Origin of the sequence: Pedobacter suwonensis, from assembly GCF_044762335.1 — a bacterium.
GTDB lineage: Bacteria > Bacteroidota > Bacteroidia > Sphingobacteriales > Sphingobacteriaceae > Pedobacter.
Genome location: NZ_JBIWEB010000007.1, coordinates 179,062 through 194,187, shown reverse-complemented (window position 1 = coordinate 194,187; position 15,126 = coordinate 179,062). Strand labels below are relative to the sequence as shown.

13 protein-coding genes are annotated in these 15,126 nt (G+C 38.5%); 6 read left to right on the top strand and 7 right to left on the bottom strand.

Annotated elements, in window-relative coordinates; genetic code table 11:
• Positions 1-226 precede the first annotated feature (226 nt).
• From ACIQXP_RS13455 to ACIQXP_RS13435, 5 genes are all read left to right on the top strand, one after another.
• Complete coding sequence (locus ACIQXP_RS13455) at positions 227-463, top strand: FeoB-associated Cys-rich membrane protein (RefSeq protein ID WP_367117524.1); 237 nt, start codon at positions 227-229, stop codon at positions 461-463.
• Positions 464-475: 12 nt separating this feature from the next.
• Positions 476-1,063, top strand: a complete 588-nt coding sequence (locus tag ACIQXP_RS13450; protein WP_090984360.1) for a Crp/Fnr family transcriptional regulator — start codon at positions 476-478, stop codon at positions 1,061-1,063.
• A 189-nt stretch (positions 1,064-1,252) separates the two neighbouring features.
• A complete protein-coding gene (locus ACIQXP_RS13445) occupies positions 1,253-1,783 on the top strand; it encodes a YceI family protein (RefSeq protein WP_293742877.1) in 531 nt (176 codons plus the stop codon).
• 67 nt (positions 1,784-1,850) lie between these two features.
• Entirely contained in the window at positions 1,851-2,720 is an 870-nt protein-coding gene (locus ACIQXP_RS13440; RefSeq protein WP_387505670.1) for a pirin family protein, read from the top strand.
• Positions 2,721-3,525: 805 nt separating this feature from the next.
• Positions 3,526-6,930: a trifunctional glycoside hydrolase family 18/polysaccharide deacetylase/glycosyltransferase family 2 protein gene (locus tag ACIQXP_RS13435; RefSeq protein ID WP_387505669.1), complete on the top strand. Its 3,405-nt coding sequence runs from the start codon at positions 3,526-3,528 to the stop codon at positions 6,928-6,930.
• Between the two features lie 85 nt (positions 6,931-7,015).
• Here ACIQXP_RS13435 and ispF read toward each other — a convergent pair whose 3' ends face one another.
• Positions 7,016-7,492, bottom strand: a complete 477-nt coding sequence (gene ispF / locus ACIQXP_RS13430) for a 2-C-methyl-D-erythritol 2,4-cyclodiphosphate synthase (RefSeq protein WP_387505668.1) — start codon at positions 7,490-7,492, stop codon at positions 7,016-7,018.
• A gap of 18 nt (positions 7,493-7,510) precedes the next feature.
• Positions 7,511-8,701, bottom strand: a complete 1,191-nt coding sequence (gene porV / locus ACIQXP_RS13425) for a type IX secretion system outer membrane channel protein PorV (protein WP_387505667.1) — start codon at positions 8,699-8,701, stop codon at positions 7,511-7,513.
• 603 nt (positions 8,702-9,304) lie between these two features.
• Here porV and ACIQXP_RS13420 point away from each other — a divergent pair.
• The gene (locus ACIQXP_RS13420; RefSeq protein ID WP_387505666.1) at positions 9,305-10,975 is read left to right on the top strand and encodes an SUMF1/EgtB/PvdO family nonheme iron enzyme; all 1,671 of its coding nucleotides are present in this window, start codon (positions 9,305-9,307) and stop codon (positions 10,973-10,975) included.
• A 249-nt stretch (positions 10,976-11,224) separates the two neighbouring features.
• On the opposite strand, the gene ACIQXP_RS13415 is transcribed toward ACIQXP_RS13420, so the two are convergent.
• The 5 genes from ACIQXP_RS13415 to ACIQXP_RS13395 all read right to left on the bottom strand — a co-directional run bounded on the left by ACIQXP_RS13415 (position 11,225) and on the right by ACIQXP_RS13395 (position 15,124).
• Positions 11,225-11,725 carry an acyl-CoA carboxylase biotin carboxyl carrier protein subunit gene (locus ACIQXP_RS13415; RefSeq protein ID WP_387505665.1) on the bottom strand — a complete coding sequence of 167 codons (501 nt, stop codon included), beginning with the start codon at positions 11,723-11,725 and terminating at the stop codon, positions 11,225-11,227.
• A gap of 3 nt (positions 11,726-11,728) precedes the next feature.
• Entirely contained in the window at positions 11,729-12,313 is a 585-nt protein-coding gene (locus ACIQXP_RS13410) for a DUF4159 domain-containing protein (RefSeq protein ID WP_293742919.1), read from the bottom strand.
• A gap of 122 nt (positions 12,314-12,435) precedes the next feature.
• Positions 12,436-13,140, bottom strand: coding sequence for a 16S rRNA (uracil(1498)-N(3))-methyltransferase (locus ACIQXP_RS13405; RefSeq protein ID WP_387505664.1), 705 nt, complete (start codon positions 13,138-13,140; stop codon positions 12,436-12,438).
• 8 nt (positions 13,141-13,148) lie between these two features.
• On the bottom strand, positions 13,149-14,504 hold the full coding sequence (locus ACIQXP_RS13400; RefSeq protein WP_450091373.1) for a hemolysin family protein: 1,356 nt from the start codon (positions 14,502-14,504) through the stop codon (positions 13,149-13,151).
• Positions 14,505-14,572: 68 nt separating this feature from the next.
• Positions 14,573-15,124, bottom strand: coding sequence for an inorganic diphosphatase (locus ACIQXP_RS13395; RefSeq protein WP_025146339.1), 552 nt, complete (start codon positions 15,122-15,124; stop codon positions 14,573-14,575).
• Between the last annotated feature and the right edge of the window lie 2 nt (positions 15,125-15,126).

Below are 15,126 nucleotides of genomic sequence, written 5' to 3'. Positions count from 1 at the left end.
AACAAACTTAGCGCTCTTCGCGAAAACCTTCGTGTACTTTGCGGTTAATGATAGACGATCCATACACATAAAAACGTCTTTTGTCCTCCGTGTAAAACTCCGTTTTCTCTGTGGTAAAACAAACTTAGCGCTCTTCGCGAAAACCTTCGTGTACTTTGCGGTTAATGATAGACGATCCATACACATAAAAACGTCTTTTGTCCTCCGTGTAAACTCCGTTTTCTGTGTGGTAAAACAAGATTTGTCCTCAATATATTTACATTTAACTGAACACCATCCTTTTAAAACCTTTTATATTTGCGTTATGGATATTCAAACGATTTTAGTCTTTTTACTTTTTGCGGTAGCATTGGTATATGTTGGCCGTTTGGTTTTTAAATCTTTGCAGGTAAAAAAAGATGGATGCGGTGGCAATTGCAAATGTGGAGTAGATTTTTCCGATATTAAGCCCGTAAAAAAATAACACCTCACCTTTATGATTCGTCAGTTTCAAAAATACTTACAGGAAAAAATAGAAATAACTGATGAACAGTTCGAAAGCATATCGTCTGTTTTAAAAATTAAAAAATTCGAAAAAAACGAAATCGTTCAATATACAGGCGATAACTTTAAACATGGATATTTTGTAGGCAAAGGTTTATTACGTGCCTATTCAATTGATGCGAAAGGTAAAGAACACATCCTTCAGTTCGCACCCGAAAACTGGCTGGTTTCTGATCGCAACAACATGAATAATGAGCCCTCGATATTTTTTATTGATGCCATAGAAGCAACTGAAGCCGTTTTAATGCCTAACAATTTTATGGAAGAAGCAGCCAGGCAAGTACCATGCTTGCAGCCCATGCAGATCAAACTACTCAATAATTCGATCCGCTTTATGCAGAAGCGCATTAATATGCTACTTAGCGCAACCGCTGAAGAAAGATATCTCGATTTCATTAAACTTTATCCTAACCTCACCCTTCGCGTACCACAGTGGATGATTGCATCTTATCTGGGCATTACCCCCGAATCCTTAAGTCGCGTAAGGAAGGAACTGGCGAACAAACATTTCAGACCGTAGACAATTTTGAACGAATGGATATTGAATGAGTGACTGCTTTAATTAAATTTAAGCCGCTAACCCTTCAACATTATCTCCAATCCACCTATCATTCAATCACTTCCAATTACTTACCATACATCAATATGCAGTAAAAACCTATGTTATACTTTTGTGTTGTTAATATTAAAAACCTCAAAAACAAAAGATATGGCACAACAGAAATGGACATTAGATCCAACCCACAGCGAATTGCAATTTAAAGTAAAACACTTAATGATTACTACTGTAACTGGTAGTTTAAAATCTTTCTCAGCAGAATTATTATCTGAAGGTGATGAGTTCGAAAATGCAGAGATTTCTTTCAAAGGCGATATCGGTTCGCTTGATACCGGAAATATTGATCGCGACAACCATTTAAAAGGTAGTGATTTTTTTGATGCAGAGAAATTTGCCCACATTGAATTTAAATCCAGTTCAGTAGAAAAAGATGGCAGCGATTATATCGTTAAAGGCGATTTAACTATTAAGGGCGAAACCAAACCCGTAAAATTAACTGCAGAATTTGGTGGCATTGCTACCGACCCATGGGGCAATACCAAAGCAGGTTTTACCTTAAGTGGAAAAATTAACCGCTCTGATTTTGGTTTAACCTGGAATGCTGCATTAGAAACCGGCGGTGTAATGGTAAGTGAAGAAGTGCGCATTTTAGGTGAATTACAGTTTGTGAAAAGTGTATAAGCGATAGGCGTTTGGCGATTAGCGGAATTCCGCAAAACACCATACGCATAACTGAAAGGTTCCAATCATGGAAACAAAACAAATAGAAAAAGTACTCAAAGCTCCTGCGCCACACATGGTTGGTGATGGATTTAGGGTACACAATTTTTTTCCAAGCGGTTATCAGATCAATATGAGTCCTTTTTTCCTGATGGATTATGGCTCGAAGATCGAATTCTCGGCGAGGAAAGAACCACGGGGGGTTGGCGTTCATCCGCATCGTGGCTTCGAAACCGTAACAATTGCCTATCATGGTGCTGTTGCACATCATGATAGCTATGGAAACAGCGGGGTAATTTATCCCGGTGATGTACAATGGATGACTGCAGCAAGCGGTGTTTTACATAAAGAATACCACGAAACCAATTACAGCTTAACTGGTGGCCCATTTCAAATGGTTCAGCTCTGGGTTAACCTGCCCGCTAAAGATAAAATGGGGAAACCTGGCTATCAAGCCATTAAACAGGGAGACATGGCTCATTTTGATGTCCCCGGAGATGGAGGTAAAATTGAAATTATAGCGGGCAATTATGAAGGTATAAAAGGTAATGCAACCACTTTTAGCCCGATAGAGCTCTATAATGCCCGCTTAAATAAAGGAGGCCAGGCAACTTTTAATTTTCCCGAGCATTATAACACCGGATTCATGCTAATTGAAGGTTCGATTAAAATAAATGGATCGGAAACAGCTGCGGCAGATCATTTTGTCCACTTTGGCAACAAAGGCACAATGATTAAAATCGAAGCCCTGGAAAATAGTGTGATTTTAATATTGAGCGGAGAGCCCATAGACGAGCCTATTGCACAATATGGTCCATTTTTAATGAATACCGAGGCTGAGATTCATCAGGCCATTGAAGATTACAATCACGGTAAATTTGGTTATTTAGAAGAATAAACTGATCATTGTTACCTAATATTATTTTTAAAACGAAATGTAAAAACGGCGCTTTTTTTTTTAGAAAATTGCCGTTTTTTTTGCTTTATACTGCATATAAGGTAGTTTTTTATCTTCTTTGGGAGCGCAATGACTCTGCAAGAAAATAACGGTGTTCCTGTGTTCCGCTTGTACGCTTCGGGCATCGTTTCTCTGCCCTGCAGGGTACTGCTGCACCCAGGGCTATAAAGCAAAGACAGTATTTTGTTTTAACGGTTTACAAGGTGCACAAACGATGTTTATAAACCTGATGGTAGCGGCAGCCCCGAAGAATGAGGGCTACAGCGAACAGCAGGACTGCACACCCCGATGCAACACCGCCCTTTCGTTTCCAAAACCTGAAAACTTCGCCCTAATTACTTTTCTGATAAAAAAACTGGCCTTTAATACTTAGCATGGGTGATCGCTGGGAAAAGAAAAACTCGTGAATAAATCGTAATGCAAGTATCTTAATATTCCCGCATGCGCGAGAATGATGACTTACTGTTGGAGTTTGTCAGTGCTAGTTATTTCAGCTTCTTTCTGGTAAAACAGCCCCTGAAACGAGTTGCCTTCGGTAAGCTCGCTCATGGATCGATCGGTTTACTGTGCAGCTTTCCGTTGCGCTACAGGACGGAGTGACAGCTCTCTTTAAAAATTTCAATACAGGATTAAAATAGTATCTTAGGGTAGAACTAACGATCTAATTTACGGCGCCTAACTTTAAATCATTCATCCAATCTTCATATTCGTTAGTGACATTTGATTAATAAATCAGAAAAGAAAAATGTCCGGAAAACAAATATTTCAAACTGAAACTAAAACGCGCTGGCACGCATTTACCTGGGTAAGCCGTACGTTTTTTGTAGTCTTCATTGTCGCAATCATTTGCGTAGTGTACACACTATCATCAGTGCAGGCACCTAATTTGCCTTTTATCAACACGAATACACCCTTAACACAAAAACAGTTAGAGAAGTTAAAAAAATCGCAACGGTATAAGGATTTCACTATCGAAAAATCAAAGCTGCAAAAGATCAAAAAAGATCGTGAACGCCGCATCTTAACGCATCACGGAAATAATAAGCGCATCAACATGGCATTTTATGTGAGTTGGGCAGGAAGCAAAGAATCATCAATATCAGACTTAAAACGCAACATCAGCCATCTGGACATGGTGGCTACAGAATCGTTTTTTTTAAATGGAGATTCTATTGTAGATAAAGCAGATACTGCAGCCTTGAAAGTGATACATGCCGGCAAAAAATCGGCTATTGCTGTAGTTTCAAATTATAATAAAGACCATTGGGACGGCGGAGCGGTAAGAAGATTATTAGATGATCAGCCTGCTCAGCAAAAATTGATCTACGAACTGATAGCGATAACCAAAAAATATGGTTATCGGGGGATCAACATCGATTTCGAAGAGCTCAACCTTAAAAACAGCGATAGTTTTAACGCTTTTATGAAGAACCTGTATACGCAGTTTCATGCTGAAAAACTGATTGTATCTCAGGATATTTCACCAGAAAATGACGATTATCAGCCAGAAATTCTTCAAAAGTATAACGATTATCTGGTGTTAATGGCTTACGATCAGCATACCGAACTCAGTAATGCCGGCGATATTTCACACCAGGAATGGGTGGAGGAAAAGCTCGATGATATCTGCAATAAAGTTGATGCCGATAAAGTAATCCTGGCATTGGCATGCTATGGTTACGATTGGCCAAAAAATAGCATTGGAGAACCGGTTACCTATGAGCAGGCGATGACAAGAGCGGTTACTTATAAAAGCAAGATAAGCTACGATCCCGCCTCTGCCAATTTAAACTATACTTACAATGATGGAAGCGGAATTGAACACGAAGTGTATTTTACCGATGCAGCTACCTATTTTAATTTAATCCGCAAAGCTGATGACTGGGATATTGCCGGTGTAGCTTTATGGCGTTTAGGTTCGGAAGATAAACGTTTGTGGTCTTTTATTTCAAACGATCTTAGTTTAGACACGTTAAAGAAAAAACCATTCGATTTACGTAAGATTGCTTCGTTAAATATGGGCGGAATCTCTTATTTAGGCGATGGCGAAATATTAGACCTCATTTCTACTCCTAAACCAGGCAGCGTAAAATTCACTTTAAATAAAGAAGATTTCTCCATTGCCGATCAAAAATACACCAGGCTTCCAGAGCAATACGTGATTAAAAGGTTTGGAGAGGCCGATAAAAAAATTGCTTTAACTTTTGATGATGGCCCCGATCCTGTTTATACACCACAGGTACTGGATATTTTGAAACGGGAAAACGTACCTGGCTGTTTCTTTGTAGTCGGCGTTATGGCCGAAAAGAATATGGAGTTATTAAGGCAGGAATATAATGATGGTTACGAAATTGGAAACCATACCTTTTTCCATCCTGATATGTCGGCCATCGGCCCTAAAAGGGTGAAATTTGAGCTGAATGCAACCCGGAGGTTAATTGAAGCCGTTACCGGACACAGCACCATTTTGTTCCGTGCGCCCTTTAATGCCGATGCCGAGCCACAAAACATCTCAGAGATTTTACCGGTAGCACAAAGCCGTAAAGAGAACTACATCAACATTGGAGAGTATATCGATCCGGAAGATTGGGAGCCTGGCAAAACTGCCGATCAGATTTTTAATGAGGTGGTAAAACAGCAAAATAACGGCAATATCCTTTTACTGCACGATGCTGGCGGAAACCGCGAAGCTACCGTTGCAGCTTTACCGCGGATCATCAAATTTTTTAAGGCCAAAGGTTACACCTTTACTACCGTGGGCGATTTGATGGGCAAAAAAAGATCGGAACTTATGCCCGCCGTAAAATCTACCGCAAACAGTGGCTTTTCAGGTTCAGGAGACTATTTTTTCATCAGTTTTTTCTATTACGGCAACATCATTATAAATATTATTTTTTCTGTTGCCATTGTACTGGCTATTTTAAGAACCCTATTTATCGCCTATTTAGCAATCAGACAGCGAAAAAGAGCAAAACGCAATACCGGTAAATTAGTACAGCATCCTTCAGAAAAAGTAAGCATTATTATTCCGGCCTACAATGAAGAAGTAACTGCAGTTCAAACCATTAATAGTTTGTTAAAAACTACCTACCCTGATTTTGAATTGATTTTTGTTGATGATGGATCAAAAGATAAAACCTTTCAAATGGTGAACGAACATTTTGGTAGCCATCACCAGGTGAAGGTTTTCCGTAAAGAAAATGGTGGCAAAGCGTCTGCATTAAACTATGGCATTTCAAAAGCTACTGCTGAATTTGTAATTTGTATTGATGCTGATACACAATTAAAAAATGATGCGGTAACCGAACTGATGCGCTATTTCTATAGCGATAAAATAGCAGCTGTAGCAGGAACCGTAAAAGTTGGAAATGCCAACAACATCATAACCAAATGGCAATCAATAGAGTACATCACGGCCCAAAACATGGACAGAAGGGCTTTCGATTTGCTAAATACGATTACCGTGGTGCCAGGGGCGATAGGTGCCTTTAGAAAAAAGGTGGTTTTAGAAATTGGTGGTTTTACTGTTGATACCCTTGCAGAGGATTGTGATTTAACCATGCGAATTTTAAGGGCCGGATATAAAGTTAAAAACTGTGATGCAGCAATTGCCTATACAGAAGCTCCGGAAACGGTAAACATGCTGCTAAAACAACGTTTCCGTTGGAGTTTCGGAGTAATGCAAAGCTTCTGGAAAAACAGAAAAACATTGCTAAACAAAAAATATGGTTATTTTGGAATGGTAGGAATGCCAAATATCCTGATTTATCAAATCATTTTACCATTGTTTTCCCCGCTTGCCGATCTCTTTATGCTTATCTCCTTAATTAGCGGTCTGTTTTCATTAAGCGCTATTAATAATTTAACACTAACCGGATTTTCAGGAATTTTAAGCCTTCATAACGGTTTTGGCCAGGTACTATTCTATTATATTATCTTCATCTTTGTGGATATGATTTTTGCAGCAATTGCTTTTAAGATGGAGAAAGAAAAGTACACCAATTTACTTTACATTTTCCCTCAGCGTTTTTTCTGGAGACAGTTGATGTATGTGGTATTATTCCGTTCGTTCAGAAAAGCGATTAAAGGTGAGTTGGAAACCTGGGGAACCATAAAAAGAACAGGGAATGTTAAGGAACAGGTAGCGTAATAAAATACCGGTCTAGAAAGAAGTCAAGTTTTAATAGCCAGTGTGCTATCAAAACTTGACTTCTTTGATTCAATTAAAAAATCTTTTACTTCTCAATTAAGCAAACGGCATAAGAAACAACGCCCTCTTCCCTACCAACAAAGCCCATCTGCTCATTGGTGGTTGCTTTTATCGAGATATCTTCCGTAGAAATTCCCGTTGCATCAGCAATGTTTTGTTGCATGGCGGGAATATGGGGGTTAATTTTTGGTGCTTCTAAACAAAGCATGGCATCGATATTTCCGATCCGCCAGCCTTTTTCAGCCAGTAGTTTTACGGTTTCTTTCAGCAGGATTAAACTGCTGATGCCCTTCCATCTCTCATCTGTGTTCTTAAAATGAAAACCAATATCACGAAGGTTAGCGGCACCTAAAAGCGCATCGCAAATAGCATGAAGTAAAACATCTGCATCCGAATGTCCAAAAGCACCCTTATGATGATCTAAGGTAACACCACCGACAACAAAGGGATGTTGATCTTTTAACTGATGTACATCAAATCCGAAACCTACTCTAATTTTCATGTTTATTTTACTTTAATCTTATTTATCTTTTGCTTTATTTTCGCCAAAGTTAAACAATAGACCAAAACGTAGGGTATTTGCAAGCGGACTAGTCTGTGCATTTGCAATTAAATAAGAGAAATCGATATTAACAACATTGTATTTTAACCCCAGCCCTAAGGTAAAATACCGACTGTCACCTTTCATCGGGCTCTGATAGTTGTAACCTGCCCTAACCGCAAACTGTTGATTATACCAGTATTCGAGACCTGTCGAAATCCCCACTTCCTTTAATTCTTCACTAAAACCGCCCGGTGCATCGCTAAATGAACCAAAAATTCCGGCAGGTACCGAGCGGTTCGGATCTTTTCCGCTTACAATGTTGTTGTTCGAATCGTATATAGGTTGTGTGGGGACCAGTAATTTGTTAAAATCAAGCGCAAAGGTTAGCGTACTAAAATCATCTACCGTAAATGTAGATGCGCCGCCAATTTTAAAATTAGTAGGTAAAAAGAAATTTTCTCCACCATCTGAATAACTCATCTTTGTTCCGATATTGGATATATTGGCTCCGGCAGAAAGCACGGCCTGCCTGCCAAATAATATAGTAGCTGTTTTATATAAGCCAGAAACATCAACTGCTATAGCATTCCCACTGCGCACCTGTCCGGAAGAAGAAAACTGACCGGAAGCCAAATTCGAGTAAACATACCTTAACGAAGTTCCCAGCGAAAACTCCTTACCAAAATTACGCGCAAAAGAAACATCAAAAGCGAGTTCGTTAGGATTGGCGATCCCAAGATCCTGTTGGTTAATATCGGTAAGCTGAATAGATCCCAACGAAAAATATCTTAAAGATGCACCAATGGTATTGCGATCGCCAAGCCTGTAAAAGCCGCTTAAATAAGCAAGATTAATATCTGGCACCAAACTTTTTAACCATGGGCTGTAAGACACAGAAAATCCGTAAGGTTTATCTAGAAAAGCAAGTTTAGAAGCATTGATACTGGATGAATTTACATCACCTGCTACGGCTACGCCGGCATTACCCATTGCACCAGCACGGGCATCGGGAGTAATGAGCAGAAATGGAACTGCTGTTACAATGTTGTTTGCTTCACTACCGTTTGTTTGGGTATTACCTATGGTTACCTGAGCATTTGTTTTACCAAACACCAGTGCCATTGAGAGTGCAGAAAAAGCAAGTTTACTAATGTACTTGAAATTCATCCTTTTAAAGGTACGTAATTTTAGATTTTGGTATTGAATAATCACTGGAGAATATATCAGTAACGTAAAACCAAAACTTATATTTCACCAAAATACGAATTCTATGATTATTTACTAATTAAACATACGATTTTTACATATGGGTGGTAGTAACTCAACTGTAAGTATAAAACCAATAAGCACTTAGCAAAATGACAAGTTATCAGTAGTTTCAAAGAATGTCCTCATCAAACCGGCTTTACAGCTGAAAAGTCAAAAACTAAATATGGCTTATTTCAGTATGTATTCAAACATTAATTTATTTGTAATGTTTATCATAAGTTGCTTCAATCGTATCTTGTATTCGTGATCAATATATAATATGATAAACTTTATATAACTTATAAAAGCCTGTAAAGTACCAGCCAATAATTTTATCTTGCTTATTTATAATTATTTAACGATAATTTCGTTTAAAAGAAATACATAGCCATAAATTTAAAGTAATACGTATTCGATCAAAAAATATTAGCTATTTTTATTCCTACATTATTTATATATTCAGTTAAAATTTGTTTAATTTTATCGGTTAAAAGGCCATTAGGTTATTTCCAGTCGCTTCTTATGAAAAAACTAATACTATATTCTTTTACCTGTTTGTCATTAGCCGTCGTCCTTTCGGGTTGTAGCTCAAAAAGCGCGAGTTCCAGCAAAACAGGCATTCCTTATGCAAATAGGAAAAGCAAAAACAACCAATCTGGTGCTTTTGCGGTAGCTACCCAATATAAAAGGGCACCAGGCCCTGGTTTAATTCCGATTGAGGGCGGGGTTTTAGTTGTTGGCGGTAGTGCCATTGAAATACCAGGTGTTGAGCCCAATATTTATAATTATAAAAGACAGGTAACCGTACCATCTTTTTATATGGATGAAACTGAGGTATCTAATACGGACTGGTTAGAATACCTTCACTGGATCAGGTACAATTATCCTGAAGATCAAGAGTATTATTATAATGAGCTTCCTGACACCTTAGTTTGGCGCCAGGCATTATCTTATAATGAACCTTATGTAGATAACTATTTAAGACACCCTGCTTACCGTGATTACCCTGTAGTGGGTGTTTCCTGGGAACAGGCTTCACGTTATTGTGAATGGAGAACTTCAAGAGCGAACGAATTTATTTTACGTGAAAAAGGAATCTTAACTGATTATAAAACGCTTGCCGGAAACGGAAAAGCTAAAGCTGGCGACCCTGCAACACCCAGACCAGATAAACCTTTCAATACAGATGCCTATTTAAATGGCCAGTATGATGATAAAGGCAGAAATGCGTTTATTGATTATAATACTAAAGCTGGTGCTGCCACAACCACAGCTGGTGGAACGGCAGGAGGTACGGGTAAAAATAACCAGCCAAGGAGAACTGCTACCTTAGAAGATGGGGTAATTATGCAGCCGTACCGCCTACCAACTGAGGCTGAATGGGAATACGCTGCTTTGGGTTTGATTGGTAATACAGAATATGAGAATATCAATCAGAATAAAATTTACCCATGGAATGGCTTAGGTGTTAGTTCTGCCAAAAAGAAAACCAGAGGTATGATTCAGGCGAACTTTAAAAGAGCGCCTGGAGATTATATGGGGGTTGGCGGTTCATTGAACGATAAAGGAGATTTAACAGTTCCGGTTATTCAATACGCTCCAAACGACTTCGGCTTATATAATATGGCAGGAAACGTAAACGAATGGGTAAATGATGTTTACAGAACGGGTACTTTTACCGATGCTGACGCATTTAACCCTTACCGGGGTAATTATTTTACTAACAAAAAGTTAGCAGACCCACAAAGTGGAAAAATTGCGTTGGATAAATATGGTAATCCGATTAAAGAAAATGCCTACTCCGGAAGAAAACAAACCTGGGCCGAAAAACAGGCACAAGCTAAACGTGCTGATTCGATTTCAAAATCGACTGATCCACAATCGCCGGTAGCGTCCACCAGTTATCAGGCCGACCAAAGAGGCTATCGCGACAGACAAAATACGTTGTTAAATGAGGAAGGTGTAACACTGGTAAACGATAAATCAAGGGTGTATAAAGGTGGTTCCTGGAATGATATGGCTTACTGGTTAAACCCTGCAACGCGTCGTTTTATGCAACAAGATGAATCCTCGGCTGAAGTAGGTTTCCGTTGTGCCATGACCATGCTTGGTGCACCAGAAATTAGTACCGCAGGCAAAAGAAGTTTCAAAACCCCTCCACAAAAGCCTTACAGGGTGAGTAGAGGTAGATAAAAAAAGAAAAGTCCCGAATTAAATCGGGACTTTTTTGTTATGTATTGCGATCTAACTTAAACGAAAATGGTCAGCTCCCGACTCAATTATACCCTCTCGAAAACTCGTCATCTCGACTGAAACGCAGCGAAATGGAGAGATCTATCTACTCAAGAGAAACGACCCTGAAAGAAATTACCTTCGGTAAGCTCGCTAATGCTCGGTTCAGGGTGACGACACCAACAAATAGCTTAGTTTGAACAAGCCTAACTACTTAAACTGTACCAAAATCTGATTTTTCTCTACTTTATCCCCCTGCTTAATCAGGATCTTTTTAAGCACCCCATCTGTTGATGATTTTAAAATGTTCTCCATTTTCATCGCTTCCAATACCAGAAGGTTATCTCCTTTTTTAACCTCGGCATTTTCGTTAACCAAAACCTTTAATACTAAACCAGGCATAGGAGCCTTAATCTCAGAAACTTTATTTTTGGTCAAAATATCCAGACCAAGTTGCTTTAGTAAAACATCAAACTGATCTTCAATACTGATCTGATAAATATTTCCATTTACCTTTATTTTACAGGTTTTTTCGCTCTTGTTGATGTCAACAAGTTCCGTATTGAAAGACCTGTTTTGGTATAACACGTGCGTATTGCCCTGGCCAATTGTACTTAGATCGAGCTGAATCTGCTCTCCATTCACTAAAAAAGATGAGTCCTTTTTCTCAACATCAAATAAAAACTGATCGTTTACTTTTACTTTATACATGGCTTATTGTGTTAAAGCATACTGTACCAAATTTGCGCCCATTTTTAACGCTTTGGTTCGTGTTTCCTGCGTATCTTCGGGATAAGTACCAAAGTCTTCCCAGCCGTTCCCTAAATCGCATTCATAGGTATAATAACAAACTATCCTACCCTTGTAAATTAGAGCAAATCCTTGCGGGCGTTTATTATCGTGCTCATGGATTTTGGGTAAGCCTCCGGTAAATTTAAACTTTTGATTATAAATAGCATGGTTAGCTGGCAACTCTACAAAATTAAGTTCAGGAAATACCCTTTTCATTTGCGGCCTTATAAATCTATCCAGGCCATAATTATCGTCTATATGAAGAAATCCGCCACCTGTAAGGTATTGCCTCAAGTTTCTAATTTCCTGATCGCTGAAAACAACATTTCCATGTCCAGTCATGTAAATAAACGGATAATTGAAAATCTCTCTCGATCCTGCTTCTACTACACTTTCTTCAGGATAAAAATTAGTTTTCAAATTGGCATTACAATAGGCAATTAAATTGGGTAAAGCTGTTCTGTCTGCATACCAATCGCCGCCGCCATTATACTTTAATTTAGCCATACGGTAAGTGGGCGGGATAAAAGCAGTAAGGCCTAAGCTTATGGCTAAAAGACCAAAGCATAAAGTTAAAAACTTTACACCTTTTGAAAACTGAAAATTGCAAACTGAAAACTTCAAACTGATTATCGGTTAAGGTAATTGATTTCAAAACAAACAGATAAAGCCGCAGTTTCTGTGCGCAACCTGTTATCACCTAAAGTTAATGCTTTAAAGCCTTTATTCAAAGCTAAATCAACTTCATTTGGTGTGAAATCCCCTTCAGGACCAATAAGAATTAAATACTTTTGATGCGGAGCAACGAGTTTGGATATATATTGTTTTTCTCCCTTATCGATACAATGCGCAATTAACCTATGGCCATCAAAAGGTTCCTTTAAAAAAGCTTCAAAAGAGATGGCATCATTTAATTTAGGATGATAAGCTTTAATAGATTGTTTTACGGCAGATGTAATGACTTTATTAAGCCGATCTTCCTTAACTACCCTTCGCTCCGACCGATCAGTGATAACAGGTGTAACTTCATCAATGCCCAACTCTGTAGCCTTTTCTAAAAACCATTCTATCCGATCGATATTTTTAGTTGGTGCGACAGCTATATGCAAATAATGGTTTCTTTTATGAAATTCTGTTTCTACCTTTAAAACAGATAAAGAAACCTTCTTGGGATTATCGGAGGTAATTTCAGCAGTATAAAAGCCACCTTTCCCATCTACTAAATTAACAATATCTCCGATGGTTAGCCTAAGCACCCTAACACAGTGTTTGCTCTCTTCCTCGTTTAGTGTATAAGAATTTTGGGTGATATCCGGTGTATAAAAATTATGCATTGTTGAAATTAGTGATTATCAACCATATCTTCTTTATTGATTACCAGTTCTAATTTAATGGTTTCGATATTTTGCTCTGTCTTTTTTAAGATGGTAAACAGGTAACCATATGATTCGTTGCTTTCACCCACTTCCGGAATACGTTCAAAAATATGGGAAACCAATCCGCCAATAGTATCGAAATCTTCATCCTCTGGTAAATCGTGCGGTAGATATTCGTTCACATCATATACTGTAGCAAATGCATTTACGATAAATTCATTATCAGAAACCTTTTCTACCAATGGTTTTTCTTCATCGTATTCATCTTGTATTTCTCCTACAAGCTCTTCTACAATATCCTCTAACGTAACCATACCCGCTGTACCTCCAAACTCATCTAATACAATCGCAATCTGTATGCGATTACTTTGCAGCTCGCTCATCAGATCGTTAATTTTCTTGGTTTCGGTAACGAAATATGGTTTTCTGATGATATCTTTTAATGTCCAGTGCTGGTTACCGGCTGCAACTAAAGGTAAAATATCTTTCGCATGGATAATTCCAACAATCTTATCCATAATATCATCATAAACAGGCAAACGCGAATATCCTTCCTTAATAATCGTATCTATCACTTCTTCTTTTGGAGAAGTTAGCTCAATACCAGAGATTTTCGTTCGTGGTACCATGATATTCTTTACCACACGCTCATTAAAATCAAATACATTTTTAATCAACTCATGCTCGTTATTATCCAATGCACCGCTTTCTTTGCCCTGATCAAGCAGATACTGTAACTCTTCGGTACTGTGGATTGACTCGTGACCAGCAGATGTATCAATGCCAAATGGTTTAAGAATAATGGCAGCAAGACTGTTCAGTGTCCAAATGAATGGTTTAAATACTACGTAAAATAGCTGCAGCGGTACGGAAACGAAAAGCGTTGTGGCTACAGGCCTTTGGATAGCGAAAGATTTCGGCGCCAATTCTCCAAAGACAATATGCATGATTGTGATGAGCGAAAAGGCTACAATTGTAGATGCAGTGTGAATAGAAGCATCGCTTAAACCCCATTCTAAACTATCGAAGAGATTCTTAAAAATGGTATGCATAACGCCTTCACCTACCCAACCTAAGCCAAGTGATGCAAGCGTTATGCCTAGCTGTGTGGCGGCTAAATATCCGTCGAGATTATGGATAATCCCTTTGGCCATTTTGCCAACCCGACTGCCTGTTTTTGCTTTAATTTCAATCTGTGATGCCCTAACCTTTACAATTGCAAACTCTGCTGCAACAAAAAATCCGTTAAGCAACACCAAAAATAACGCTAGGAATAATCTCCAGCCAACAGCAGTGGTATCAGTTTCCTGTACCGCAGCCAAAACTCCGTTTGTAGGCAGGATTGCACTAAGCTCTAAATTTAAAAACAAACAGACCGTGGGTAAATCCATTATGCTAATTCTCTAAATGTTGTGTTATAAAGTTCTATGCTTTCTTTTATTACTTTATGCGCATAGCGAACACCGAGTAAATGTTCGATAGTTACATTTTTATCTTCTAATGCTTTATAATCCTGAAAGAAACGAACAATTTCTTTCATCTGGTGTGGAGGCAACTCATCTAAATCGTTAATATAATTTACCGACATATCGTGAGCAGCAACAGCTATGATTTTATCATCCTGCTCACCATTATCTACCATATGCATTACACCAACTACTTTCGCCTCAATCAATGTCATTGGATAGACATCTACTGAACAAAGTACCAAAATATCTAATGGATCTTTATCATCGCAATACGTTTGAGGAATAAAGCCATAGTTTGCAGGATACATTACAGATGAAAAAAGAACCCTGTCTAACTTAATCAAGCCAGATTCTTTATCTATTTCATATTTCGCTTTTGAGCCCTTAGGAATTTCAATAATTGCGTTTACAATTTCTGGAACATTGTGTCCAGGAGATACGCTATGCCACGCGTGATGATCGTCTTTTGCCATTT

Coding starts and splice junctions, on each gene's coding strand:
- ACIQXP_RS13450 (WP_090984360.1), top strand. CDS start 476: ATGATTCGTCAGTTTCAAAAATACTTACAGGAAAAAATAGAAATAACT.
- ACIQXP_RS13445 (WP_293742877.1), top strand. CDS start 1,253: ATGGCACAACAGAAATGGACATTAGATCCAACCCACAGCGAATTGCAA.
- ACIQXP_RS13440 (WP_387505670.1), top strand. CDS start 1,851: ATGGAAACAAAACAAATAGAAAAAGTACTCAAAGCTCCTGCGCCACAC.
- ACIQXP_RS13435 (WP_387505669.1), top strand. CDS start 3,526: ATGTCCGGAAAACAAATATTTCAAACTGAAACTAAAACGCGCTGGCAC.
- ispF (WP_387505668.1), bottom strand. CDS start 7,492: ATGAAAATTAGAGTAGGTTTCGGATTTGATGTACATCAGTTAAAAGAT.
- porV (WP_387505667.1), bottom strand. CDS start 8,701: ATGAATTTCAAGTACATTAGTAAACTTGCTTTTTCTGCACTCTCAATG.
- ACIQXP_RS13420 (WP_387505666.1), top strand. CDS start 9,305: ATGAAAAAACTAATACTATATTCTTTTACCTGTTTGTCATTAGCCGTC.
- ACIQXP_RS13415 (WP_387505665.1), bottom strand. CDS start 11,725: ATGTATAAAGTAAAAGTAAACGATCAGTTTTTATTTGATGTTGAGAAA.
- ACIQXP_RS13410 (WP_293742919.1), bottom strand. CDS start 12,313: ATGGCTAAATTAAAGTATAATGGCGGCGGCGATTGGTATGCAGACAGA.
- ACIQXP_RS13405 (WP_387505664.1), bottom strand. CDS start 13,140: ATGCATAATTTTTATACACCGGATATCACCCAAAATTCTTATACACTA.
- ACIQXP_RS13395 (WP_025146339.1), bottom strand. CDS start 15,124: ATGGCAAAAGACGATCATCACGCGTGGCATAGCGTATCTCCTGGACAC.